This is a genomic window from Affinirhizobium capsici (assembly GCF_977018625.1).
Genome location: NZ_CDRNXD010000005.1, coordinates 183,084 through 206,529, shown reverse-complemented (window position 1 = coordinate 206,529; position 23,446 = coordinate 183,084). Strand labels below are relative to the sequence as shown.

Sequence of the window (23,446 nt, the reverse complement as noted above, 5' to 3'; positions counted from 1 at the left end):
AAACCCCTCCCTAACCCTCTCTCACAAGGGGAGGCGGCTGAACCTGCCGCACCCTCGCGTCACATCGCTGAACGATGCCGTGAGGGATCTCCCCCATTGATGGGGGAGATTGTCGACAAGCCAGAGAGGGAAATTCACAACGTGTGGATCAGAAGATTTTTGAGAACTGATCGATATTCTTCGCATCGTAAACGAAGGGATCAGCCATGGCAGCTTCACCATTTTCGCCGATATTGATCGAACCCATGCGGCCAGCCTTGATCTCTGTGCCCGGCTTGCCGGTCGCATCACCCTTCACGAGGTGATAGGCGATCTGCGTTGCAGAATATCCAAGATCGATCGGATTCCAGATAGCGAATTCCTTGGTCGCACCGGACTTGATGGCGCCTGCCATTTCAGACGGGAGGCCAAGGCCCGTGACATAGACCTGGCCAATCTTGCCAGCATCCTTGACAGCCTGCGAAGCGGCCAGAACCCCAACCGTGGTCGGAGCAACGATCACCTTAACGTTGGGTTGCGACTTCAGCAGGCCTTGAGCCTCACGATAGCTCTTATCGGCAAGATCGTCGCCATAGACTGTTGTGCTAAGGTTAAGGCCTGGGAAGTCCTTCAGCTGCTTCTTCATTTCACCAATCCAGATATTCTGGTTGGTTGAAGTCGACGTTGCCGACAGTATGGCGAAATCACCCTTGCCATCCGGCAGATGGTTCTTGGCCAGTGTCAGACACATCTTGCCGATCAGTTCGTTTGAAGACGGATTGAGATGCATGATCCGGCCTGCAGGAGCGACACCGGAATCCCAGGAAATAACCTTGATGCCACGCTGCGCAGCCTTCTTCAGGGCTGGAACGACTGCATCCGGATCATTTGCCGAAATCGCAATCGCGTCGACGCCCTGAGCGATCAGTGAGTTGATAACCTCGATCTGGCCTTCGGCCGTCGTTGTCGTCGGGCCGGTATAGATGATTTTTACGCCCCCAAGTTCCTTGGCGGCTTCTTCTGCGCCCTTATTAGCGGCTTCGAAGAAGCCGTTGCCGAGCGACTTGACCACCAGCGCGATTTTGACATCCGCGGCGGACGCTATGCTTGCCATGGAAACCGATGCGGCCAGCGCCATTGCTGCTGCACCGAGATGACGTCTTGTCAGTTTCATGTTTCACTCCTCCCAAAGTATGTGATCATGTTTCCCCTTCCCAGGCCGCGCCTTCTTTCACGCGACTGAGGAAGCATCCTCCTTGACCGGTGAGGCCATGGGCTTCACCGTCAAAACCTTGGCGCCTGCATTTTCCAGCATGACGACCGCCTCTTCCGAAATGCCATCATCCGTGATGATGGTCGAAACGTTATCGAGCGGGCACAGGATCATACTGGAACGGCGATCGAATTTGGTCGAATCGACCATCACGATCAGCTCGTCGGCCTGACGCATCAAACGCTGTTCGCTTTGGATCACCAGAGCATCCGGTTCCATCACGCCGTGCGCGGATATGCCCTGTGCACCGATAAACATGCGCCGTGCATAGAAATTCCGGATCGCGTCGTTTTCGAATGGTGAAAGGATCAGGCTCTGGTCGCGATAAATCGCGCCGCCTGGCACTGACACCGTACACTTCGAATGTTTGACAAGATGCTCGGCAATGGCGAAGGAATTCGTCATGACTTGCAGACGGCGCGCAGACATAAAATGCACCATCTGGAAAGTCGTCGTACCCCCATTGATGATGACGGAATCTCCCTCCGCGCATAGTTCAACAGCGGCGCGCGCAATTGCGCGTTTTTTATCGATGTTGACGGATTCGGAAACCCGGAAAGGGCGCGCCGCCAGATTACCCTGCTGCGGTGGGTGCACGGCTTCTGCGCCGCCACGCACACGGCGCAGTTTGCCCTGCACGTGCAAAGCCGCGATATCGCGCCTGATTGTCGCTTCTGAAGCCTCGGTCAGCTCGGCAATATCCTGTACGGTCACCACAGGCTTCTCCTGTATGGCGCTCAAGATGATGCGATGGCGTTCGCGTTCGTGCATAGCTTCCTCCGTGCACTGATTTATTCTTAACAACATTGCTAATGTCAATCACAAACGATCAAAAAAGATTATATTGCAGCGCACAATGATTTTTTATGATCGTTTGTGATTGACAACGGCGCGAAGCATGCGCGATATCCTGCGTCCAGGAGATGCTTGCCCCTTTCGAGCCAAGCACTACGAAATCTTGGGAGGATATGCCATGTCGAGCCACACCAGCCTTCTCGAAAACAGGTGGGATGACGCTTACGCTGCGAAACTCGATGAGCCTGGGAAGCTGCTCTATCGTTCCAACTTGCTGGGAGCCGACAAGCGCATCACCAATTACGGCGGTGGCAACACATCCGCCAAGGTGATGGAAGCCGATCCGCTCACCGGCCAAAAGGTGCAGGTGCTGCGGGTCAAAGGCTCTGGCGGCGATGTCGGCACCATCAAGCTCGACGGCTTTGCTACCCTCTACCAGGAAAAGCTGGATGCGCTCAAAGGTATATATCAGGGCGTTCATGATGAAGACCGCATGGTCGGCTTTCTGCCCCACTGCACGTTCAACCTGAACCCGCGTGCTGCCTCCATTGATACGCCGCTACATGGTTTCGTGCCTTTCACGCACGTGGACCACATGCACCCAGATGCGATTATTGCCATTGCAGCCTCGAAGAATTCGAAGGAACTGACACAACAAATATTTGGCGCTGACATCGGCTGGCTGCCTTGGCGGCGTCCTGGCTTCCAACTGGGTCTGGACCTTGAAGCCTTCGTCAAGGCAAATCCGACTGCCAAAGGCGTTGTGCTGGAAAGCCACGGCCTTTTTACGTGGGCGAACGACGCCAAGGACTGCTACGAACTGACGCTTGCTATCATCAACAAAGCTATCCAGTGGTTTGCCAAGCAAACCGAAGGCAAGGTCGTTTTCGGCGGCCCGGTTACAGAAAGCCTGCCTGCTGCCCAGCGCCGCGCGATTGCCGCCAAGCTAATGCCGGAAATTCGTGGCCGTATCGGCAAAGCGGAGCGCAAGCTCGGCGATTTCGATGATCAGAATGCGGTTCTGGAATTCGTCAACTCCAAGCAACTGAAACCACTGGGTGCGCTCGGCACTTCCTGCCCGGACCATTTCCTGCGCACCAAGATTCGCCCTCTGATTTTGGATTTCGATCCGACAAAGCCGGATGTTGATGCCGTAATCGCCGGGCTCGACAAGGCTCTGGAAGAGTATCGCGCCGATTACACGCGCTATTATGAAACCTGCAAGCACGCCAATTCACCGAAAATGCGAGACCCGAACCCGGTTATTTTCCTGGTTCCGGGCGTGGGTATGCTTTCCTTCGCCAAGGATAAGGCAACAGCGCGGATCGCAGGCGAGTTCTACGTCAACGCTATCAATGTCATGCGCGGTGCGTCCACGGTATCGGAGTATCAGGGGCTTCCTGAGCAAGAGGCTTTCGACATTGAATACTGGCTATTGGAAGAAGCAAAGCTTCAACGGATGCCGAAGCCGAAGAGCCTTGCAGGCCGCGTTGCTTTGGTAACTGGCGGTGCAGGTGGTATTGGTCGCGCAACCGCAGAACGATTGATGGCGGAAGGCGCATGTGTGGTTCTGGCGGATATCGATGCCGAGGCGCTGCGTGAAGCGAAGGGCGATTTCACCAAGCGGTACAGCGCGGATTCGGTGCGTTCCGTGGAACTTGATGTCACCAAGGAAGATGCTGTGAATGCGGCTTTTTCGGAAGCCTGCGTTGAATTCGGCGGCGTAGACATTCTTGTGTCGAATGCTGGCATTGCGTCGTCCGCTCCGGTGGAAGAGACGACGCTTGCGATGTGGGACAAGAATATCAACATCCTCGCGACCGGCTATTTCCTGGTTTCTCGCGAAGCCTTCCGACTGTTCCGTCGGCAGAACCTCGGCGGCAACATCGTCTTCGTTGCCTCTAAGAACGGTCTGGCTTCGTCACCGAATGCTTCAGCCTATTGCACTGCAAAAGCTGCGGAAATTCATCTGGCCCGCTGCCTGGCGCTGGAAGGTGCAGATGCCGGTATCCGCGTAAACACAGTGAACCCGGATGCTGTGCTGCGCGGCTCAAAAATCTGGAACGGCGAGTGGCGTGAGCAGCGTGCGGCTTCCTCCAAGATCGAAGTTACTGATCTTGAGGAGCATTATCGCAAGCGCTCCATGCTGAAGCTGAACGTTTTCCCGGAAGATATTGCCGAAGCCATTTATTTCCTGGCTTCAGACCTCTCAGCCAAATCCACCGGCAACATCATCAATGTGGATGCCGGCAACGCCCAGAGCTTCACACGCTGAAACCCAACGACCTGCCCGCTGAGGCGGGCAGGGGCTTTTGACGGGAGGAACCAATGACAGACTTGAAAATTTCCGGCGATGTGATCGCTGCTGAGAATGATAAGCGCGCCGCGGCACATCATTCGGACTATACTGCGCTCGGCGAAAGGCTCGCGCGCGGCAATATCGATATCGATGCCATCACCCAAAAGGTCAGAGAATTTTACGTTGCTGTCCCCTCCTGGGGCGTCGGCACGGGCGGCACACGTTTTGCCCGTTTTCCCGGTCTCGGTGAACCTCGCAATATCTTCGACAAGCTTGAAGACTGCAGTGTTATTCAGCAGTTGACACGGGCAACACCGACGGTCTCCCTGCATATTCCATGGGATCAGGCAGACCCGAAAGACCTGAAGGCGAAAGGCGAGGCTCTCGGCCTTGGCTTCGATGCCATGAACTCGAACACCTTCTCGGACGCGCCTGACCAAGCGCATTCCTACAAATACGGCTCGCTCAGCCACGTAGATGCAGGTACGCGCACACAAGCTGTCGAGCACAATCTGGAATGTATCGAAATCGGTGATGCAATTGGTTCGAAGGCATTGACTGTCTGGATCGGCGATGGCTCCAACTTCCCCGGGCAGTCTAATTTCACTGGTCAGTTCGAGCGCTATCTGGAGTCCATGCGCGCCATCTACACGGCACTGCCGGATGATTGGCGGCTGTTCTCCGAACACAAGATGTATGAGCCCGCCTTTTATTCGACGGTGGTGCAGGATTGGGGAACAAATTACCTGATCGCGCAGACGCTCGGTGAAAAGGCCTTTTGCCTTGTCGATCTCGGCCACCATGCGCCGAATACCAATATCGAAATGATCGTGGCTCGCCTCATTCAGTTCGGAAAGTTGGGTGGCTTCCACTTCAACGATTCAAAGTACGGTGACGACGATCTTGATGCAGGTTCAATCGAACCTTACCGGCTGTTCCTCGTGTTCAACGAGCTGGTAGACGCCGAACATCGGGGAGTGAAGGGTTTCCATCCTGCCCATATGATCGACCAGAGCCACAACGTCACCGATCCGATCGAAAGCCTGATTTCCTCGGCCAACGAAATTCGCCGCGCCTATGCACAGGCGTTGCTGGTGGATCGCCTGAGCCTCGAAGGCTTCCAGAATGAAAACGATGCCCTCATGGCAACGGAAACCTTGAAGCGGGCCTATCGCACAGACGTAGAGCCAATTTTGGCCGAAGCGCGTCGGCGTGCAGGCGGTGCGATCGATCCCGTCGCTACCTATCGGACCAGCGGCTATCGCGCACGCGTTGCAGCAGAGCGCCCGGCAGTGAAGGGCGGGTCGGGGGGCATTGTTTGATCAACTGCGCAAGCCGGGCAGAGATGCAAGAATGAGGAAGTACGGTTAGCGGTATCCCTGCCCCGCATCAAACATCTCTTTAGAGAGAATGATGCTTCGTGAAGTGCTGTCAAACCGCAAAGGGACGCCCTACCTTGGCTCCGATTGACGTCTTGATCATTTGCGTTCACCACAGTGCGGCATCGCATGATGCTATCGCAGGCCTGCTGCTGTGAACACAGCTTGCAGCTTGGGAGCAATCGTGAACAATGTATTGATGGTCGCTGACGTTTTTTAAGTGTTCCTCGCTGGGCTGATCATCGAGAAGGTTAGGCAGTCTAGCCGAACACAAGAGCTGGTCCAGCTACTCGGTAGTACCATCCTTCTTGGCCTCGGTCTGAATGTCGCGTTGCAAACAACTTGACGATCGTGCAACGGGAAATTCCAGGGTAAACGCTCATCGATCCAACTGTGCCTTCCTGCGATTGAGCGCAATCGACCGGATGGTCCGCCCAACGCTGTTAGTGTCGATCTCAATGCGGTCTTCGGTCAGGAATAGCTTCCGATCAGTCTGTTGTATCCGACCTAGCCATCGACTTGCAGGATAGAAGCCTTGCAATATCTTTTGGCACAAATGCCTGCCGATCAGGCGTATTGACGAAAGTTATGCTCGGCAGAGAGTTTGGGATAGATGCACAAACTTAACCGTCACACACGGCGGTCAAGTTCGTGGCTAAAGAGGGATATTCCAACAACTTATCAGCCCGCAGGCTGCTTTGTCTTGCGTAGATAGGGCAGGACGGTATCGAACGAACCGAAGCGCGCAATGGCATCTTCGTTGGAAACCGCGGCTGTGATGATGACATCGTCCCCTTGCTGCCAGTTCGCCGGAGTGGCGACTTGATGCTTGGCTGTCAATTGAATGGAATCAATAGCGCGCAGGATTTCATTGAAATTGCGGCCAGTCGTCATCGGATAAGTCAGGATCAGCTTGATCTTCTTGTCGGGTCCAATGACGTAAACCGAACGAACGGTGGCATTGTCAGCCGGTGTTCGGCCTTCAGAGCTATCACCGGCACCGGCGGGTAGCATGTCGTAAAGCTTGGCGACTTTCAGATCCTTGTCGCCGATCAATGGGTAGTTGACGTCGAAGCCGGTCGCCGTGCGAATATCGTCTTTCCATTTCCCATGACTCTCGACAGGATCAACGGAAATGCCGATGATTTTGACGCCACGCTGGGCGAACTCACCTTCCAACCCCGCCATGGTACCAAGCTCAGTGGTGCATACCGGCGTGAAATTTTTCGGATGAGAGAAAAGAACCGCCCAACCATCGCCGATCCATTCATGAAAGTTGATCTGGCCGGCGGTGGTTTCTGCCGTAAAGTCCGGGGCGATATCGTTGATGCGCAGCGACACGGGGCGTGCTCCATAGGTTTTGATTGCAGTATGGGCAGGATAAGCCAAGGGCAGGATGTTTCGAGAGAGACGATTGCTTTAACTGCTGATTTGCGAAAATTTTCATCCCCGGTTTCCGGCTTGCAGGAAAGGGTGGCTATAGGTCATAGAGGCAAACCAGGTTCGAAGCGGAGTTCGCCCTTTCATGACTGATCTTCAGGCTCTTGTGGAAGACATTCATCATACGTTGAAGCCGCGCACGGGCGAGGGAAAGGTGGCGGATTACATCCCCTCTCTCGCACGCGTGGATCAAGATAAGTTCGGCATTGCCGTGATTGATCTTGAAGGCAATATATTCAAAGCAGGTGATTGCGACGAGGCATTCTCGATCCAAAGCGTTTCTAAGGTTTTTACACTTACTCTGGCGCTTGGAAAATGGGGTGAAGCAACCTGGAACAGGGTAGGGCGAGAACCTTCCGGATCGGCCTTCAATTCAATTGTTCAATTGGAACATGAAGGCGGCAAGCCACGCAACCCGTTCATTAATGCCGGTGCGATTGTCGTTAGCGATCTTGTTCTGGCGGGTCATACTCCGCGCGAAGCCATTGGGGAAATCGTGCGTTTTGTTCAATACTTGGCTGATGATCCAAGCATTGCCATAGACCCCGAAGTTGCAAAGTCCGAGGCAGCAACAGGCTTTCGAAATCTGGCGCTTGCCAATTTCATGAAATCATTCGGCAAGCTACACCATCCGGTTGATCATGTGCTTGGAGTTTATTTCCACCAATGCGCGCTTGCGATGAGTTGCACGCAGCTGGCACGGGCAGGCCTTTTTCTGGCAGCCAATGGCAAAAACCCCCTCACGGGACATACCGTTGTTTCCAGCCAGCGTGCGCGCCGTATCAACGCACTGATGTTGACCTGCGGGCATTATGATGGATCAGGCGACTTTGCTTATCATGTCGGACTGCCCGGAAAGAGTGGCGTCGGCGGCGGTATTATGGCCGTCGCGCCGGGAAAGGCTGCCATGGCCGTGTGGTCTCCGGGGCTCAATCACAATGGCAATTCGCTCGTCGGGTCACTGGCGCTTGAAGCGTTGGCCGCTCGAACCGGATGGTCTGTTTTCGGCGGCTAAAACCTCGCTTACTGACAAATTTGCAACAGCGCTATTTTTGTCAAATTTAACCGTTGCCTTTGCGTCGAGCCGGCCCATGTTTGCGGCATCCCTCCAAGACAAATTCTTCCCTTCTGGGAGATGCGGCAGAGAGAGGAGTGTTGATATAACGCTCCTCTCTCGACATCGATACTGTTTGCCATCGGAAGCCGGTTAAGGAACTACGCCCCTCCAAACCCGTTCAGTCTCTCGCAGTCAGAAAGAGGTTTAGGCATGGCGTTAAAAGCGAAAATCGCTCTCGTTACCGGAGCAGGTTCCGGCATTGGTCGCGCCGCGGCAGTTGAATTGGCCAAGGCTGGTGTAAAAGTCGGTTTAGTCAGCCGAACCCGCAGCGAAATTGAAGAAGTGGTGGATGAAATTCGTGTCGCTGGCGGCCAAGCTGCAGCTTTCGAAGCCGATGTTTCGAAAGAAGATGAGATCGGTAAAGCGGTGCAGGCGCTAGTCGACCATTTCGGAGGGCTTGATATCCTCGTTGCTAATGCCGGTATTAACGGTGTCTGGGCACCTATTGACGATTTGAAGCCGGAAGAATGGGACAAAACCATCTCTGTTAATTTGCGTGGCACCTATCTCACTCTGCACAAAGTCGTGCCGCATCTGAAGCGTCAATCAAGTGGCGCCATTGTCATTGTGTCATCCATCAACGGGAACCGCACCTTTACCTCCCCGGGTGCGACAGCTTACTCCGCCACCAAGGCCGCACAGGTTGCCATGGTCAAGCAACTGGCACTTGAGCTCGGCAAGCATCATATCCGCATCAACGCTGTATGCCCGGGCAAGATCGAAACCGAGATTGAAGATAACACCAATCGGCGCGATGTTGAGGAAACCGAGATCGCTGTCGAGTGGCCGCAAGGAGATATTCCAATTACGGATGGCGAAGCAGGCAAAGCACGAGACGTTGCCGAAGTTATCACTTTTCTCGTTTCCGATGCCGCACGGCATGTGACAGGCACAGACGTCTACGTCGATGGTGGTCAGGGACTGCTGCGCTAGGTGAGGCTCATCGCTTATTGGGCGGCAGCGGAAAGCTCTGGATATTCCGCTTCTGCCGCATCAAGCGTGGGGAAAGATTGATCGCTGGCGCGCAGGGACACTGAAATGCTGTCCGATACATCCAATTCACCGTCAAACGAAACGGGCAGTCTGGAGCCGTCTTTGCGTATGAGAGTGGCGTCCCGCTTAAAGCCCTGTTTCAGCAGCCAATCTCGCGGTGCCATGACGCTGATGGCAATTTGGACATCGCCGTGTTCCTGCTGTTTTGCGACCAGCTTATAGCCGACTGCCGACTGTTGACCGCCAACATCCAAATGTCCGTTGCTAGAAGCTTCGTGCAGGTGTTCCGCCATATTGTGACACTCCGGTTATGGGTTATCTGGCTGTGTAACCGGAGTTTACGCCTCTTTGTTCCGTATACGCTGTGTTTCCGTTTCGCGAAATTGCCGTGGCGTCATGCCCATGCGCTGACGAAAGACACGAGCAAAATAGGCAGGATCGGTGAAGCCCAGATTATCAGAAATCTGCTGTACACTATAGCCGGTGAAAAGAAGCTCCTTGCATGCCTCTTCCATGAGCCGCTCCGTGAGCAGATCATGGGTGCTCTGACCCATTGTCTTGCGAACGATGCGATTCAAATGCGTGGCAGACATGCCCATCATCTGCGCATACTGCTCGACGGAGAGATGCTGACGATAATGACGAGCAATCAGTTGCTGAAGCATCCTGAACCGTTTGGAGCCAGCATCTTCGGTCACGCTGTTTTTTCGTGGGGCAATGCGCTGCGAAAGAATGGCAACCACACTTGCCACAAGTGCGCCGAGAACATCGTCGCGGCCGGGAAGTTGATCGTCATATTCTGCGGCAATCCGCAGAAATGTCGCATCTAGATAGGCCATGTCTGCCGCACCGAGATCAACGGGAAGAACGAGCGGCTGCCGCAGCCAGTTTGTAAGTGCAGCCTCGTCTATTCGGTTAAGCCGTTCCGGCAGAAGCGTCACCACGAAACCATCAATGTCCTTGGAAAACCGGAAACCATGCTCAAGGCCGGCTGGAACGGCAATCACACAGGGTGGTTTGAGGGAGATTGCCGTTTGACCAAACAACGCATCACCAGATCCAGTGCGAATGTACAAGAATTGCAAGAAATGCTCGTGGCGATGCAGGCTGATCTCGAAGCGGTAGGCCCTGCTTCGAGACAGAATTGTCTCGCAATGCAACCAGAAACCCTGTTCTAGGAGTGATTTCTCTCCATAAAGTGCGTAGGTGGGCACGTTCGCCACAGACGGGATCTCCAATGACAATGTTCGATTTGTGCTGAAACATGGATGATTTGTCCATTGTTTACCGCGAAGCTCAGCGGCAAGTTTTCCTGACATTTGCAAGTTGGGAGGCTTCATTGCGAACACAAGTCGTTATCATCGGGTCAGGTCCATCCGGATTGCTCCTGGGTCAATTGCTGACCAATGCCGGTATCGCCAACGTCATCATCGATCGAGTCAATAGGGAGTATATCCTCGGACGCGTGCGGGCTGGTGTCTTGGAGTGGGGTACAGTTGGCATGTTGGAAAAGGCGTGCGTCAGCGAGCGCATGCACGCCGAGGGCCTTCCTCATGATGGTTATTCTCTGGCCTTCGATGGTCGTGACCATCGCATCGATCTTCACAGCCTGACCGGCAAACAGGTCATGGTCTACGGGCAAACGGAAGTGACGCGCGATCTCATGGAAGCGCGGGAAGCCTCCAATGCGCTCACGATCTACGATGCCATCGATGTACAACCGCACGATTTTTCAGGTAACGCCCCTTACGTGACCTACGAGAAGGACGGGGTGTCTCATCGGATCGATTGCGATTTCATAGCGGGCTGCGATGGTTTTCATGGCGTTAGCCGCAAGTCTGTTCCCGAAACGGCAATCAAGACCTATGAAAAGATCTACCCTTTCGGCTGGCTAGGCATTTTGGCGGATATTCCGCCCGTCAGCCACGAGTTGATCTACGCCAATCATCCGCGAGGTTTTGCGCTTTGTTCCATGCGCTCCAACACACGCAGCCGTTATTACGTTCAATGTGAGCTGGACGACAAGGTTGAGAATTGGAGCGATGACCGCTTTTTCGATGAGCTACGCCGCCGCCTGCCACCGCACCATGCGGAGGCGCTTGTTACTGGCCCGTCTTTTGAAAAGTCCATAGCGCCCCTAAGATCTTTCGTGGCCGAACCCATGCGTTTCGGTCGCCTTTTCCTCGTAGGCGATGCAGCCCATATCGTGCCGCCAACAGGTGCCAAAGGTCTTAACCTTGCGGCCAGCGACGTGCATTATCTCTTTGAGGGCTTGCGCGAGTTTTACGAGGAGACATCAGAAGCAGGCATCGATGCCTATTCGGAACGCGCGCTAAAGCGTGTTTGGAAGTCTGTCCGCTTTTCCTGGCAAATGACGACACTGTTGCACCGCTTCCCTGATACGGGTGATTTTGGTCAGAAGATCCAGGAGGCTGAACTCGATTACCTCATCCACTCCACGGCAGCCTCTACCGCCATGGCAGAAAATTACGTCGGCCTTCCTTATTAAGCGATCACGTAAGCTCTGGAGGATCGTGCAATAAATCCGGCTGATCGAACAAACCGTTTGCCACATTGGCGCGTTATCTAAATCGCCTGCCCCATGAAGAGGGGCAGTTTCGTTTGATCAACCCCACTCAAAAGGTTCAGACATGGCTATTGCACGAGGCTATGCGGCAACGGATGCGTCCAAGCCGCTGGAATTCTTCACCTTCGAGCGCCGCGAGCCGCGCGAGGACGATGTCGTAATCGATATCAAATATTCAGGTATCTGCCACTCGGATATCCACCAGGCCCGCAACGAATGGGGCAATTCTCGCTTCCCCATGGTGCCCGGCCACGAGATTGCTGGTGTTGTCACCGCTGTCGGTTCAAATGTGACCAAGTTCAAGGTTGGCGATCACGTCGGTGTCGGCTGCTTTGTCGATTCCTGCGTCCATTGCCAGACACGCGATCTGGACAACGAGCAATATTTGCCGGGCCTCGTTCAGACCTATAACGATGTGGAAGGCGATGGCACGACCCCGACTTATGGCGGCTATTCCGACCATATCGTCGTGAAAGAAGGCTATGTTCTTTCGATCCCGGATAATCTCCCGCTCGATAAAGCTGCTCCACTGCTTTGCGCTGGTATCACGCTCTACTCACCCCTGAGCCACTGGAAGGCTGGCCCCGGCAAGAAGGTTGCCATCGTCGGCATGGGTGGTCTCGGTCATATGGGCGTACAGATTGGTGCGGCCATGGGCGCGGAAATCACCGTGCTTAGCCAGTCGCTGTCCAAAAAGGACGATGGCCTCAAGTTCGGTGCGAAGGATTACTACGCAACATCCGACGCAGAAACCTTCACGAAGCTTGCCAACACCTTCGACCTTATCATCTGCACCGTCAGCGCTGGTATCGATTGGAACGCCTACCTTAACCTCTTGAAGGTGGATGGAACAATGGTTCTCGTCGGTGCGCCGGAACATCCGGTGCCGGTTCATGCCTTCGCTCTCATCCCAGGTCGTCGCAGCCTTGCCGGCTCCATGATTGGGTCGATCAAGGAAACGCAGGACATGCTGGATTTCTGCGGCAAACATAACATCACAGCCGAAATCGAAGTTATTGATATTAAGGATGTCAACGAAGCCTATGAACGTGTCATCAAGAGCGATGTTCGTTATCGCTTCGTGATCGACATGGCGACACTTCCGAAGGCTTGATACGACCATGGATCAACGCCTGAAACAATCAGTGGCAACAACTGCCACCCCGTCGACGGCGTTGATCACGGTCGTCGGGTTGGCGGTGGGTGGTCTCGTCGCCAACATTTATTACGCACAGCCTCTGGTGAGCCAGATCGCACCGGATCTCGGAATCAATTCGGATTTTGGCGGTGCCTTGGTCAGCACCACCCAGATTGGGTATGGCATCGGCTTATTCTTTTTGGTTTCCCTTGCAGATCGAGCTGAAAACAAGCGGCTGGTGCTGATCAATATCGCGCTGACGATGCTGGGTCTCATTGGCATGGGCATGGCGACATCACCCATTCCCTTCTTGGTCTTCTCGTTCCTGATTGGTGTTTCCTCAACAGCCGCTCAGGTTCTCCTGCCCTTCATCGCGCATCTCGTTCCAATTGAACGGCGTGGCCGTGTGGTCGGCAATGTCATGGCGGCGCTCCTTACAGGCATTATGCTCTCTCGCCCGATTTCGCTTTTCGTTTCCGCGGCATTCGGGTGGAGATCTATCTTTTTCCTGTCCGCAGGATTGATGGCCATCATTGGTTTGTCGCTTTTGCTCATCATGCCCAAGCAAAAGCCACAAAATGCGCCCTCCTACGGCGCAATCCTTCGCTCCATGACAACCTTGTTGAAAGACATCCCGGTCTTGCGTTGGCGATCGGCTTATCAAGCCATCATGTTTTGCGCCTTTAACCTGTTCTGGACAGCTGTGCCGTTTGCCTTGTCTGAGCATTTCAGGCTCAGCCAGCATCAGATCGGCCTTTTTGCGCTCGCCGGTGCGGGTGGGGCCCTTGCGGCACCGCTTGTTGGGCGCCTCGCGGATAGGGGCGTTGGCCTTACCGTATCCGCCTGTGCCATGGTCACGCTCAGTCTCTTTTTCGCCATTTCAGGCTTTGCGGTGCTTTCAGGCGCGCTTATTCTTCTTGCCGCATGTGCCGTTCTCATTGACGCTGCCATCCAAGGCAATCAAATCGTGTCGCAACGCATTATCTTTGCCATTGCACCTGAAAAGCGGGGGCGGATTAACGCGATCTATATGACATCTGCCTTCATCGGCGGGGCTATTGGTTCGACGCTTGGCACGATCACCTACCACGCAGGCGGATGGACCGGCACCGCAACTCTCGGAACGTTGCTCGGCCTCCTCGGCATTATCCTCTTTGCAGTGGAGCAAAAGGGGCTACGCCGCTAACCTCATAATGACCCATTGATTTCTTTCGCTGCTACCCGAACCGTCTGCATTAGAATGGACATAGGCAGCGAAGGAACGGCATCAGCCCTTAGCGTCAGTCCGACGGGGCCTTTGGTTTCGCTTGTATCGATCGGAAGCGCTTCGAATACGCCATCGGCAATATCACCCGCCACCACACCACTTGATATAATCCAGACGGCATCACTGGAGCGCACGAAGGCGCGGCCAAAGGAGTCGGATACGGTTTCCAATTGCATGGGCAGGGGGCCAACTCCATTGGCGATGAGAAAGCGTTCAACGAAGGGCCGAATGATGGAGCCGCGGGTAGGCATCAGCACAGGATATTCTCCCAGCGTATCAAACACCGAACCGTGTGATTTCAGCGGGTGACCAGACCGCGTCACGAATAAAACTTGTTCGGAATAGAGATGTTCGAATGAGAAGCCTGCCATCTGCTCCGGGGCGGCCAGCCTTCCGACCACGAGATCCAACTCACCGACCCGCAGTTGCTCCAGCAGGACCGCGTTTTCTCCAGTCACGATCTTAATGCGGCTTCGGGTTTCTTCTGCGAGAAACAGCGACATGGCGCGCGGCATGATACGGGTAGATACGGTAGGAAGCGCTCCAATGCGCACAGGCGGCACGTTGTCGAGGTCGTCCTGCGAAACTGAATCGATCCCCTGGCGCAAAGCCGTTAATGACGCCGTGGCATGGCGCAGAAAAACCTCTCCGGGTTTGGTAATGCGGATACCGCGTCCATCGCGCTCAAACAGCACAACACCGAGCGCCTCCTCAAGCTCGCGGATCGTTTTGGTCACTGCGGGTTGGCTGACGTGGAGATGATCGGCGGCTTTGACAACGCTGCCCTGCCTTGCCACCTCCACGAAGGTTTGCAAATGGCGATACTTTATTCTCGAGCCAATCAAAACATAACCTCCCAGTTAAGCCAAGAGCCGAAAAAACTCATTTTACCTAACCTTTTCTGAAGTGTCATAAACAATTATGGAGGATCAAGACATGCAGTTCGTTCGCATACGCGATACGGTGATCAATCACCGCGTCCATGGATTGGGCTCGAAGAAACCGGTCATCCTGTTTATCAACTCGCTCGGCACAGACTTCAGGATCTGGGACCAGGTGGTAGCAGAACTCGCCTCTGATTTCACGCTCGTTCTCTTTGACAAGCGTGGACATGGCTTGAGCGATCTCGGCAAGCCGCCGTATAGCATTGACGATTTTGCCGATGACGCCATTGGCCTGCTCGACCATTATGGGCTTTCTGATGTGGTGCTATGTGGCCTCTCCGTCGGCGGATTGATTTCACTCAGCATCTTTTACAAACGCCCCGATCTAGTACGGGGCATATTTTTCGCAGATACGGCGCACAAGATTGGGACGCCCGAATTTTGGGAAACCAGGATTCGCGCAGTTCTGGACAATGGCATTGGCTCCATCCTTGAACCCATTATGTCACGCTGGTTTACAGCCCCCTATAGGCAGCCAGAAAATGCCGATTACCAAGGTTACTGCACAATGCTGGTAAGGCAGAGCGCCGAGGGCTACGCCGGAACTTGTGCTGCCATTCGCGATGCGAATTTCACGGAAACGGCGCGTCGGATCAATGTGCCTACCTTGTGTGTCGTGGGTGCGGAGGATGGCTCTACCCCGCCAGACCTTGTGCGCTCATTAGCGGAACTTATACCCAATTCGCAGTTCGAGATCATTCCGAAAGCGGCTCATCTGCCTTGCATAGAAGCGCCTGCAGAATTCTTGCGTCTGCTGCGCCGTTTCCTTTCGACCGTTCCAGGAGTTTCCAATGGTTGACCAATCCGCGAAGTCAGATCGATACCGCCAGGGCATGGCGACCCGTCGTCAGGTTCTGGGTAACGCACATGTTGATCGGGCCGTGCAAAATGAAACCCATTTTGACCGCGCCTTTCAGGAGATGATCACGGAAGGTGCATGGGGAACTGTCTGGTCCCGCCCTCATTTTTCCAAACGCGAAAGGTCTGTTGTGACCATCGCGCTTCTTGCCGCCCTCGGACAGGACGAGGAACTGGCGATGCATATTCGTGCCACGGCGAATACAGGAGCGACACAAGAGGATATTTGTGAAGCGCTTCTTCATGTAGCAATCTATGCCGGGGTTCCGGCGGCGAACCATGCGTTCAAGATTGCAAAATCCGTTTACGCCGAAATGGGGGCATCCATGGATGCCGAGGAGATCACCACATGAAAAACGCAAGGCCCGAAACAAGTCCCTTTTTCGCAAGGGACCGCGAGATGCATCCGCCAGCCTATACTCCGACTTACAAAACATCAGTGCTGCGCTCGCCCCAGCGCGCTTTGATTTCTCTTGAAGGCACGAAAAGTGAAATCACCGGACCTGTCTTCGGTCACGGCATCATCAATGAGTTCGATAATGATCTGATCGTCAACTATGCAAAGCCCGGCGAAATGGCGATCGGCCAGCGCATTCTGGTGCATGGTCGCGTGCTCGATGAGCGAGGCCTCGGCGTTGCCGGAGCACTGGTGGAATTCTGGCAGGCTAATGCCGGTGGCCGATATCGCCACAAGAAAGAAACCTATCTTGCGCCGCTAGACCCAAATTTCGGCGGCTTTGGTCGTTGCATAACCGATGAAAACGGCAATTACTCGTTCCGCACGATCAAGCCTGGCCCCTATCCCTGGCCCAATGGTGTCAATGACTGGCGGCCGGCGCACATCCACTTCTCCGTATTTGGCCATGGCTTTGCCCAGCGGCTGATTACTCAGATGTATTTTGAAGGCGATCCGCTGATCTGGATTTGTCCCATCGTTAAGACGATTCCGGATGAAGAGGCCATCAAACGGCTTATTGCGCCGCTCGACATGAACAATACGATTCCTATGGACATGCGAGCCTACAAGTTCGATATCGTTTTGCGCGGGCGTCGCTCAACCTTCTTCGAAAATCGGAAGGAAGGGAACTGATCATGGTGCAGCCCCTCAACTACTTGAAAGAGTCTCCTTCCCAGACAGCCGGACCCTATGTCCATATTGGCTGCACGCCCAACTTCACAGGCATTCATGGTGTCTATGAAACGGATCTCGGCTCTGGGCCAATGGTCAACGAAAAGACGCGCGGCGAACGTATCATCATTCGCGGTCGAGTAATTGATGGCTCCGGCACGCCGTTGAAGGATGCCTTAGTGGAGATTTGGCAGGCCGACGCTGACGGCTTCTACAACAGCCCGAGCGAAACCCGAGGAACAGCAGATCCAAACTTCTTCGGCTGGGGGCGTTGTCCGGCCGACATGACCACGGGTGAGTTTATATTTGAGACAATCAAGCCCGGACGTGTTCCTTTCCGCGATGGCAGGCTCATGGCTCCGCATGTGACGTTGTGGATCGTGGCACGCGGCATCAATATTGGCCTGCACACACGCATGTATTTTTCGGATGAAGACGCCGCGAACGTGGAAGATCCGGTGCTGGCGCGCATCGAACATAGAGTTCGTGTACCCACCTTGATTGGGAAGCGCGATGGCGACACGGTGACCTTCGATATTCACCTGCAAGGTGAACACGAAACCATTTTCTTTGACATCTGAGGCGCCATGAGCATTTCCGCCTTCACACATCCTTTCCTCTCTGGCCTTCTGGGAGATGAGGAAACGGCACGGCATCTTGCTGCGGAGGCGGATATTGCTGCCATGCTTCACTTCGAAAAGACATTGACCACTGCTGAAATGAAGGCTGGACTTGTGCCGGACGATATGGGCCACCAGATCGTCAACACTTGCAGGACATTCCAACCTGCCATGCAGGCGCTAATGGATGGCGTGGCAAAAGATGGCGTCGTCGTCCCAACGCTGGTCAAGCAACTTAAGTCCGCCGTGGGCGGCGAGGCTGCTGCCTTTGTCCATTTTGGTGCAACCAGTCAGGATGTCACCGATAGCAGCCTGATGCTGCGTCTAAGTGTCATCCTGCCACTCTTCAAGACAAGATTAACCGGCATTCTGGAGCACTTGGATGCTCTGGGTGACCGATTTGGTCCGCGCAAGGTCATGGGTTTTACCCGTATGCAAGCCGCCATTCCAATCACGGTCAAAGATCGCATTGCCTCTTGGCGAGCGCCTCTGCAGCGTGATCTTGAGCGGTTGGGCCACATGATCGAGCGTGGCCTGCCACTTCAATTCGGCGGTGCAGCAGGCAACCTCGATCAGCTTGGTGAAAAAGCAGGAGAAGTTCGGCAATTGCTGGCAGCGGAACTTGGCCTGAAAGATCAGCCTCAATGGCAGAGCCAGCGCGATATTATTGCCGACCTTGCCAATCTTTTGTCGCTGGTTACCGGCGGCCTCGGCAAACTGGGTCAGGATGTTGCGCTCATGGCGCAAATGGGCGATGAGATTCAAATGTCAGGCGGCGGTGGCTCTTCCGCCATGGCCCACAAGCAGAACCCGGTCGCTGCCGAAGCGCTGGTTTCTCTTGCCCGCTTTAACGCTGTACAACTTTCTGGTATTCATCAAGCTCTGGTGCATGAACAGGAACGGTCGGGAGCCGCCTGGACGCTGGAATGGTTGCTGCTGCCAGATATGCTGATGGCAACCGGCTCGTCGCTTCTGCTAAGCCATAGGCTGCTGGGACAAATCCTCTCGCTTGGAACTGATAAGCCAGCCTGATCAAGTAGAAGTTATCTTGATATTCGCGTTTTGAGGGTTCCACCTGCTCTTGAGCCGCGCCGCCAGTTCCATCGGTAAAGTTTGCATTTAGAATTTGCTGGTAATGCTCTGTTAGCCATTCCCCGTTGGTAACGGTCTCTGTGATCCATTTGTCACGGAGCCTGCGCGTACAGAGTGTTGAGTTGATGCGTTCTAAGGTTCTGACTGCCATACTTCTCGGTTGTGTGCTCATGACCGGTTGCCGTTCCAGCGGAACCGAAGAGGTGTTGACGCTGACGCCATCACGCGAGACGACTGGCGCGGTATCAAGCATCACCCCACCCGCTGCTGTGGGTCAGTCGCTGCCCGCAACCCGTGTTCCCGAAGCACAGCTGGCGCAGACCCAGCCACTGCGCGAACCCGCGCAAACGCCTGCGCCGCATGAACTTGCATGGGCTGGCAATGTGCCGCAGCCGCAAGCTTTACAGGCGCAACCCATCCAGGTGGGAATGCCGGTGCCAAGCGCTCGTCCCGTGGCGATGATGATGCCGCAGGAGCCGACACTCTCGCCGTCTACCAAGCGGTCACGCATCTACAACCAGCGCTTCCGGGATGCAAAGCCGATCAATTTCGGCAAGGTTTCGCCTCGTCATCACGCTGTTCATGGTGTTGATGTATCGCGCTGGCAGGGCGATATAGATTGGGCAACACTGCGCACGCAGGGTGCCAATTTCGCTTTCATCAAGGCCACCGATGGCGGCGACCATCTCGACCCCATGTTCCGCACCAACTGGCGCGGCGCAAAAGATGCTGGCATCAAGCGGGGCGCCTACCACTTCTTCTATTGGTGCCGAACGGCTGGCGAGCAGGCTGAGTGGTTTATCCGCAACGTGCCGAAAGACCCGGATGCGTTGCCGCCCGTCATCGATGTGGAGTACAACCATCTTTCGGATTGCAAGCGCCGTTTGTCCGCTGAAAAGATCCGTGAGAAAATGCAGGTCTTCATGGATATGCTGGAGCGGCATTACGGCAAGCGCCCCATCATATACACGGCGCCAGACTTCTATGCGGATAACCTGCGCGGTGCCTTCCCCAACCATCCCTTCTGGCTGCGTGCTGTGGCCCAGCATCCTTCGCAGGTTTATCCTGGCCGCCGCTGGATGTTCTGGCAATATTCCGGCTCAGGGCTTTCCCAAGGTGTGAGCGGAAAGATCGATCTGAACGTCTTTTACGGTAGCGAGGCCGACTGGCATCGCTGGTCCTCCGGTCGCGGTTGAGTCAGAAATTTATGCTTCCTCTCCCGCCCGAAGCAGCATGCCGAAAAGATCGCGCGGATCGTCGGGGTCGGCGATCATGTCAAGGTCCTGATAAAAATCGGTCCCACGAATTTTTTCGCGAACATATCTGATCGCTGAGAAATCCTCGATGGCAAAGCCGACGCTATCGAACAGCGTGATCTGTCCTGCCTCTTTGCGGCCTATCGCTTCCCCTGCGATGACGCGCCAAAGTTCGGTGATGGGATAATCTTTCGGCATTTGCTGAATTTCACCCTCCACCCAGGTCTGGGGCGGATATTCAACGAACGTGTCTGCCCTCTTAAGGATGTCGGGATGCAGCTCCGTCTTGCCCGGGCAGTCGCCGCCAATGGCGTTGATGTGAATGCCAGCGCCAATCATATTGTCGGTTAGAATGGTCGCGTAAGCTTTGTCGGCAGTGCATGTGGTTATGATCTCGGCACCCTCAATTGCCTCCTGCGAGGAGGTGCAGGCCGTGACCTTCAGGCTGGACGCGCGCAAATTCGCTTCGGCCTTTTTGGTCGCCTTCGGGTCTATGTCGAAAAGCTTTACATGCTCTATGCCAAGAACCGCACGCATGGCCAAAGCCTGGAATTCGCATTGCGCACCGTTGCCGATGATTGCCATCGTCTTGGAGCCTGCTGGCGCAAGGTGTCGGGCGGCCATGGCAGATGTTGCCGCAGTTCTAAGCGCCGTCAGCATCGTCATTTCGGTCAGAAGGAGAGGATAGCCAGTCGGCACATCGGCCAGCAGACCGAAAGCCGTTACGGTCTGCAATCCGCGCTTCATGTTCTGTGGGTGGCCATTCACATATTTGAAGCTGTAGATTTGGCCGTCGGAGGTGGGCATTAGTTCGATAACGCCATCTTCAGAATGCGAGCCCACGCGCGGTGTTTTGTCGAACGAGCCCCAGCGCAGGAAGTCTGCTTCAATCTCATCCGCCAATTCGCGCAACACAGTTTCGATACCGATATGGTGGACAAGGCGCATCATATTCTCGACGCTGACGAACGGCACCATGGCGAGCTTTGACGGCGCAATCTGCATGAGTTCCTCCTTCATGACCTCTTCCCGAAACAGGATAAAGTCAGGCACGGGTCACAAAACAGGGCAAAGCTGTGTGAAATATGTTAGCTCTCTGAGCAAAGTGAGAAGTGGAACCAAGCAATATGTCCATAACCAGCGGCCCCCGCCACCACTATGTGCCTGATGATCTCGACCGACAATTGATTGCCCAGTTGCGTATTGATGGCCGTGCATCCTTATCCAAACTTTCAGATGTGCTGGGCGTAGCGCGTGGCACGGTACAAAACAGACTTGAGCGATTACAGGAGACCGGCATTCTTCTCGGCTTCACTGTTAGGGTGCGAGAGGAGTTCGATGCACAATCCATCCACGCAATCATGATGATTGAAGTTACCGGCAAAACAACCAATCAAGTTATTCGCAAACTGCGCGGGATCACCGAGATCCACAGCCTGCATAGCACCAACGGCAACTGGGATCTGATTGCCCAGATCCGCGCCGCAAATCTGGCGGAATTCGACCGTGTTTTGCGTGAGGTGCGTATGATCGATGGCGTGACCAACAGCGAGACGAGCCTGCTTCTCAGCAGCCTGTAAATCGCTCCGCTTGACCTCGCCGAGGCCTCACCATAACGTCCCGAACCGCATGTGTTATGCACTGGAGGATCTTCGCTGATGCTGATCAATATTGACCCACTTCTTTCCCCCGATCTTCTTCATACGCTTCGGGCTATGGGTCATGGGGACGAGATTGCTGTGGTCGATGCCAATTTTCCCGGCACCACGAATGCGCAACGCCTCATTCGGCTCGATGGCATCAGCGTAACGGATGCAACGAAAGCCATTCTCTCGGTTCTGCCGCTCGATGAATTTGTCGATATTCCGGTGCATACAATGGAAGTGGTGGGCAATCCCACCGAAGTGCCGCCAGCCGTGGCAGAGCTTCGTGCAATCGTGGGCGAGCGCGCAAAATGCGGCACGGTCGAACGATTTGCGTTCTATGCCCGTGCAAAGGAATGTTTCGCCATCGTGCAAACGGGAGAAACTCGCCTGTATGGCAACGTCATTCTCAAGAAGGGCGTTGTCCGCCTTTAAGGCGTGATTGGCGCGTCTCGTTTCCGCATCTTCTTTTCGAAGAAAAATCTCCAAAGCTCCTGCTTTGAAGATGTGCATTTCTTACGGGGCGTCACCGCGGCTGTTATTCAAGCCAGGCTGATGCCAAGGAGGGCCAGGCTAGCATGACATCCGGCTGTGAAATCGCGTGGTTTTCCGCGCTTTGCGACGACGACTATGAGTTCCTGGGCGTACCCGATACTCGACTGCAATCAAGCTTCGAACACTGTCGCGATATCGTGCTGCAGGCTGAAAGCGGTGGCTTTGACAATATCCTGCTGCCCTCCGGCTACGCGCTTGGCATTGATACAACAGCCTTTGCATCGGCCATGGCCGTGTTGACCCGGCGCATCAAGCTATTGATGGCACTCCGGATGGGCGAGGCGTGGCCCGCACAACTGGCAAGGCAGATCGCCACCATTGATCGGATGGCAGGTGGGAGGCTTGCGGTCAACATCATCTCAAGCGACCTTCCAGGCGAAGTGCTGGCAAGCGGCCCGCGTTATCAACGGACCATTGAAGCCATGTCCATCCTGCGCACGCTCCTCAATGGCCAGCCTGTGGATCATGACGGTGATTTCTGGAAACTCAAGGTCGATGCGCCCCGCATCACCACTTTGAGCGGCCAGTGCCCTCAATTCTACTTCGGCGGCTTGTCGGAAGATGCGCGAAATGCAGCCGCCCACGGTGCCGATGTTTACCTGATGTGGCCCGACCGTATGGAAGCAGTCCGCGAAATTATCTCGGATCTGAGCAGCCGCGCAGACAAGCTTGGCCGCAAACTCCGCTTCGGCTATCGCGTGCATGTGGTTGTGCGCGAAACGGAAGAAGAGGCACGTGCAGCGGCGGACCGGCTGCTCTCGAAGCTGGACGATGCGACAGGCGCGGCAATCCGCGCAAAGTCGCTCGATAGTCAATCGGCAGGCGTTCGGCGTCAGGCAGAACTGCGGGAACAGGCCGCCCATGATGGCTATGCTGAGGAAAATCTCTGGACAGGCATTGGTCGCGCCCGCTCAGGCTGCGGTGCCGCCATCGTTGGCAATCCTGATCAGGTTCTGGCCAAGCTGAAGGCCTATCAGGCCGAGGGTATTGAGGCTTTTATCCTCTCTGGCTATCCGCATGCAAGCGAGGCAGACCTATTCTCGCGGTATGTGCTGCCCCACATCGATCACGGACCTCTCTAG

General features: G+C 54.9%; 23 protein-coding genes. 16 read left to right on the top strand and 7 right to left on the bottom strand.

Going from position 1 to position 23,446, the window contains the following annotated elements; all coding sequences use genetic code 11:
* Positions 1 to 148: 148 nt before the first annotated feature.
* Together rhaS and AC0JZ1_RS17095 are read right to left on the bottom strand one after the other, a co-directional pair.
* Positions 149 to 1,153: a rhamnose ABC transporter substrate-binding protein gene (gene rhaS, locus AC0JZ1_RS17100; RefSeq protein ID WP_471883654.1), complete on the bottom strand. Its 1,005-nt coding sequence runs from the start codon at positions 1,151 to 1,153 to the stop codon at positions 149 to 151.
* Positions 1,154 to 1,210: 57 nt separating this feature from the next.
* The gene (locus AC0JZ1_RS17095) at positions 1,211 to 2,023 is read right to left on the bottom strand and encodes a DeoR/GlpR family DNA-binding transcription regulator (protein ID WP_471883653.1); all 813 of its coding nucleotides are present in this window, start codon (positions 2,021 to 2,023) and stop codon (positions 1,211 to 1,213) included.
* Between the two features lie 202 nt (positions 2,024 to 2,225).
* On the opposite strand from AC0JZ1_RS17095, the gene AC0JZ1_RS17090 reads away from it, so the two are divergent.
* Together AC0JZ1_RS17090 and rhaI are read left to right on the top strand one after the other, a co-directional pair.
* Positions 2,226 to 4,322 carry a bifunctional rhamnulose-1-phosphate aldolase/short-chain dehydrogenase gene (locus tag AC0JZ1_RS17090; RefSeq protein WP_471883652.1) on the top strand — a complete coding sequence of 699 codons (2,097 nt, stop codon included), beginning with the start codon at positions 2,226 to 2,228 and terminating at the stop codon, positions 4,320 to 4,322.
* A gap of 53 nt (positions 4,323 to 4,375) precedes the next feature.
* Positions 4,376 to 5,668 carry an L-rhamnose catabolism isomerase gene (rhaI, locus tag AC0JZ1_RS17085; RefSeq protein WP_471883651.1) on the top strand — a complete coding sequence of 431 codons (1,293 nt, stop codon included), beginning with the start codon at positions 4,376 to 4,378 and terminating at the stop codon, positions 5,666 to 5,668.
* Between the two features lie 738 nt (positions 5,669 to 6,406).
* On the opposite strand, the gene AC0JZ1_RS17080 is transcribed toward rhaI, so the two are convergent.
* Complete coding sequence (locus AC0JZ1_RS17080; protein ID WP_471883650.1) at positions 6,407 to 7,066, bottom strand: peroxiredoxin; 660 nt, start codon at positions 7,064 to 7,066, stop codon at positions 6,407 to 6,409.
* A 184-nt stretch (positions 7,067 to 7,250) separates the two neighbouring features.
* On the opposite strand from AC0JZ1_RS17080, the gene AC0JZ1_RS17075 reads away from it, so the two are divergent.
* Together AC0JZ1_RS17075 and AC0JZ1_RS17070 are read left to right on the top strand one after the other, a co-directional pair.
* A complete protein-coding gene (locus tag AC0JZ1_RS17075) occupies positions 7,251 to 8,180 on the top strand; it encodes a glutaminase (RefSeq protein WP_471883649.1) in 930 nt (309 codons plus the stop codon).
* Between the two features lie 252 nt (positions 8,181 to 8,432).
* Positions 8,433 to 9,215 carry an SDR family oxidoreductase gene (locus AC0JZ1_RS17070; RefSeq protein WP_471883648.1) on the top strand — a complete coding sequence of 261 codons (783 nt, stop codon included), beginning with the start codon at positions 8,433 to 8,435 and terminating at the stop codon, positions 9,213 to 9,215.
* A 14-nt stretch (positions 9,216 to 9,229) separates the two neighbouring features.
* Here the strand turns inward: AC0JZ1_RS17070 and AC0JZ1_RS17065 are convergent, their stop codons facing one another.
* Together AC0JZ1_RS17065 and AC0JZ1_RS17060 are read right to left on the bottom strand one after the other, a co-directional pair.
* Complete coding sequence (locus tag AC0JZ1_RS17065) at positions 9,230 to 9,568, bottom strand: hypothetical protein (RefSeq protein ID WP_471883647.1); 339 nt, start codon at positions 9,566 to 9,568, stop codon at positions 9,230 to 9,232.
* Between the two features lie 45 nt (positions 9,569 to 9,613).
* Positions 9,614 to 10,498, bottom strand: a complete 885-nt coding sequence (locus tag AC0JZ1_RS17060) for a helix-turn-helix domain-containing protein (protein WP_471883646.1) — start codon at positions 10,496 to 10,498, stop codon at positions 9,614 to 9,616.
* A 116-nt stretch (positions 10,499 to 10,614) separates the two neighbouring features.
* Here AC0JZ1_RS17060 and pobA point away from each other — a divergent pair, with 116 nt between their 5' ends.
* From pobA to AC0JZ1_RS17045, 3 genes are all read left to right on the top strand, one after another.
* Entirely contained in the window at positions 10,615 to 11,784 is a 1,170-nt protein-coding gene (gene pobA, locus AC0JZ1_RS17055; RefSeq protein WP_471883645.1) for a 4-hydroxybenzoate 3-monooxygenase, read from the top strand.
* A gap of 142 nt (positions 11,785 to 11,926) precedes the next feature.
* Positions 11,927 to 12,976 carry an NAD(P)-dependent alcohol dehydrogenase gene (locus AC0JZ1_RS17050; protein WP_471883644.1) on the top strand — a complete coding sequence of 350 codons (1,050 nt, stop codon included), beginning with the start codon at positions 11,927 to 11,929 and terminating at the stop codon, positions 12,974 to 12,976.
* A 7-nt stretch (positions 12,977 to 12,983) separates the two neighbouring features.
* Positions 12,984 to 14,186, top strand: a complete 1,203-nt coding sequence (locus AC0JZ1_RS17045) for an MFS transporter (protein ID WP_471883643.1) — start codon at positions 12,984 to 12,986, stop codon at positions 14,184 to 14,186.
* A 2-nt stretch (positions 14,187 to 14,188) separates the two neighbouring features.
* Here AC0JZ1_RS17045 and pcaQ read toward each other — a convergent pair whose 3' ends face one another.
* Positions 14,189 to 15,112 carry a pca operon transcription factor PcaQ gene (gene pcaQ / locus AC0JZ1_RS17040; RefSeq protein WP_471883642.1) on the bottom strand — a complete coding sequence of 308 codons (924 nt, stop codon included), beginning with the start codon at positions 15,110 to 15,112 and terminating at the stop codon, positions 14,189 to 14,191.
* Between the two features lie 91 nt (positions 15,113 to 15,203).
* On the opposite strand from pcaQ, the gene pcaD reads away from it, so the two are divergent.
* The 6 genes from pcaD (at position 15,204) to AC0JZ1_RS17010 (ending at position 20,106) form a co-directional block, all read left to right on the top strand.
* On the top strand, positions 15,204 to 16,010 hold the full coding sequence (pcaD, locus tag AC0JZ1_RS17035) for a 3-oxoadipate enol-lactonase (protein WP_471883641.1): 807 nt from the start codon (positions 15,204 to 15,206) through the stop codon (positions 16,008 to 16,010).
* Positions 16,003 to 16,422 (top strand): 4-carboxymuconolactone decarboxylase, encoded by a 420-nt coding sequence (pcaC, locus tag AC0JZ1_RS17030; RefSeq protein ID WP_471883640.1) that lies wholly within the window; start codon positions 16,003 to 16,005, stop codon positions 16,420 to 16,422. Before pcaD ends, pcaC begins: the two co-directional genes overlap by 8 nt.
* Entirely contained in the window at positions 16,419 to 17,159 is a 741-nt protein-coding gene (gene pcaH, locus AC0JZ1_RS17025; RefSeq protein ID WP_471883639.1) for a protocatechuate 3,4-dioxygenase subunit beta, read from the top strand. The genes pcaC and pcaH overlap by 4 nt, the downstream gene beginning before the upstream one ends.
* Positions 17,160 to 17,161: 2 nt before the next feature.
* The gene (gene pcaG / locus AC0JZ1_RS17020) at positions 17,162 to 17,779 is read left to right on the top strand and encodes a protocatechuate 3,4-dioxygenase subunit alpha (RefSeq protein WP_471883638.1); all 618 of its coding nucleotides are present in this window, start codon (positions 17,162 to 17,164) and stop codon (positions 17,777 to 17,779) included.
* Positions 17,780 to 17,785: 6 nt separating this feature from the next.
* Positions 17,786 to 18,850: a 3-carboxy-cis,cis-muconate cycloisomerase gene (locus AC0JZ1_RS17015; protein ID WP_471883637.1), complete on the top strand. Its 1,065-nt coding sequence runs from the start codon at positions 17,786 to 17,788 to the stop codon at positions 18,848 to 18,850.
* A gap of 185 nt (positions 18,851 to 19,035) precedes the next feature.
* Positions 19,036 to 20,106 (top strand): glycoside hydrolase family 25 protein, encoded by a 1,071-nt coding sequence (locus AC0JZ1_RS17010; protein WP_471883636.1) that lies wholly within the window; start codon positions 19,036 to 19,038, stop codon positions 20,104 to 20,106.
* Positions 20,107 to 20,115: 9 nt separating this feature from the next.
* Here the strand turns inward: AC0JZ1_RS17010 and AC0JZ1_RS17005 are convergent, their stop codons facing one another.
* Positions 20,116 to 21,186, bottom strand: coding sequence for an ornithine cyclodeaminase (locus AC0JZ1_RS17005; RefSeq protein ID WP_471883635.1), 1,071 nt, complete (start codon positions 21,184 to 21,186; stop codon positions 20,116 to 20,118).
* 107 nt (positions 21,187 to 21,293) lie between these two features.
* On the opposite strand from AC0JZ1_RS17005, the gene AC0JZ1_RS17000 reads away from it, so the two are divergent.
* The 3 genes from AC0JZ1_RS17000 (at position 21,294) to AC0JZ1_RS16990 (ending at position 23,446) form a co-directional block, all read left to right on the top strand.
* Positions 21,294 to 21,746 carry an Lrp/AsnC family transcriptional regulator gene (locus tag AC0JZ1_RS17000; RefSeq protein WP_471883634.1) on the top strand — a complete coding sequence of 151 codons (453 nt, stop codon included), beginning with the start codon at positions 21,294 to 21,296 and terminating at the stop codon, positions 21,744 to 21,746.
* 78 nt (positions 21,747 to 21,824) lie between these two features.
* The gene (locus AC0JZ1_RS16995; RefSeq protein ID WP_471883633.1) at positions 21,825 to 22,244 is read left to right on the top strand and encodes an RbsD/FucU family protein; all 420 of its coding nucleotides are present in this window, start codon (positions 21,825 to 21,827) and stop codon (positions 22,242 to 22,244) included.
* A 143-nt stretch (positions 22,245 to 22,387) separates the two neighbouring features.
* The gene (locus AC0JZ1_RS16990; RefSeq protein WP_471883632.1) at positions 22,388 to 23,446 is read left to right on the top strand and encodes an LLM class flavin-dependent oxidoreductase; all 1,059 of its coding nucleotides are present in this window, start codon (positions 22,388 to 22,390) and stop codon (positions 23,444 to 23,446) included.

What these genes read in the sequence shown, in the direction of transcription:
- rhaS (WP_471883654.1), bottom strand. Translation starts at nt 1,153, where the DNA reads ATGAAACTGACAAGACGTCATCTCGGTGCAGCAGCAATGGCGCTGGCC.
- AC0JZ1_RS17095 (WP_471883653.1), bottom strand. Translation starts at nt 2,023, where the DNA reads ATGCACGAACGCGAACGCCATCGCATCATCTTGAGCGCCATACAGGAG.
- AC0JZ1_RS17090 (WP_471883652.1), top strand. Translation starts at nt 2,226, where the DNA reads ATGTCGAGCCACACCAGCCTTCTCGAAAACAGGTGGGATGACGCTTAC.
- rhaI (WP_471883651.1), top strand. Translation starts at nt 4,376, where the DNA reads ATGACAGACTTGAAAATTTCCGGCGATGTGATCGCTGCTGAGAATGAT.
- AC0JZ1_RS17075 (WP_471883649.1), top strand. Translation starts at nt 7,251, where the DNA reads ATGACTGATCTTCAGGCTCTTGTGGAAGACATTCATCATACGTTGAAG.
- AC0JZ1_RS17070 (WP_471883648.1), top strand. Translation starts at nt 8,433, where the DNA reads ATGGCGTTAAAAGCGAAAATCGCTCTCGTTACCGGAGCAGGTTCCGGC.
- AC0JZ1_RS17065 (WP_471883647.1), bottom strand. Translation starts at nt 9,568, where the DNA reads ATGGCGGAACACCTGCACGAAGCTTCTAGCAACGGACATTTGGATGTT.
- AC0JZ1_RS17050 (WP_471883644.1), top strand. Translation starts at nt 11,927, where the DNA reads ATGGCTATTGCACGAGGCTATGCGGCAACGGATGCGTCCAAGCCGCTG.
- AC0JZ1_RS17045 (WP_471883643.1), top strand. Translation starts at nt 12,984, where the DNA reads ATGGATCAACGCCTGAAACAATCAGTGGCAACAACTGCCACCCCGTCG.
- pcaD (WP_471883641.1), top strand. Translation starts at nt 15,204, where the DNA reads ATGCAGTTCGTTCGCATACGCGATACGGTGATCAATCACCGCGTCCAT.
- pcaC (WP_471883640.1), top strand. Translation starts at nt 16,003, where the DNA reads ATGGTTGACCAATCCGCGAAGTCAGATCGATACCGCCAGGGCATGGCG.
- pcaH (WP_471883639.1), top strand. Translation starts at nt 16,419, where the DNA reads ATGAAAAACGCAAGGCCCGAAACAAGTCCCTTTTTCGCAAGGGACCGC.
- pcaG (WP_471883638.1), top strand. Translation starts at nt 17,162, where the DNA reads ATGGTGCAGCCCCTCAACTACTTGAAAGAGTCTCCTTCCCAGACAGCC.
- AC0JZ1_RS17015 (WP_471883637.1), top strand. Translation starts at nt 17,786, where the DNA reads ATGAGCATTTCCGCCTTCACACATCCTTTCCTCTCTGGCCTTCTGGGA.
- AC0JZ1_RS17010 (WP_471883636.1), top strand. Translation starts at nt 19,036, where the DNA reads ATGCGTTCTAAGGTTCTGACTGCCATACTTCTCGGTTGTGTGCTCATG.
- AC0JZ1_RS17005 (WP_471883635.1), bottom strand. Translation starts at nt 21,186, where the DNA reads ATGAAGGAGGAACTCATGCAGATTGCGCCGTCAAAGCTCGCCATGGTG.
- AC0JZ1_RS17000 (WP_471883634.1), top strand. Translation starts at nt 21,294, where the DNA reads ATGTCCATAACCAGCGGCCCCCGCCACCACTATGTGCCTGATGATCTC.
- AC0JZ1_RS16995 (WP_471883633.1), top strand. Translation starts at nt 21,825, where the DNA reads ATGCTGATCAATATTGACCCACTTCTTTCCCCCGATCTTCTTCATACG.
- AC0JZ1_RS16990 (WP_471883632.1), top strand. Translation starts at nt 22,388, where the DNA reads ATGACATCCGGCTGTGAAATCGCGTGGTTTTCCGCGCTTTGCGACGAC.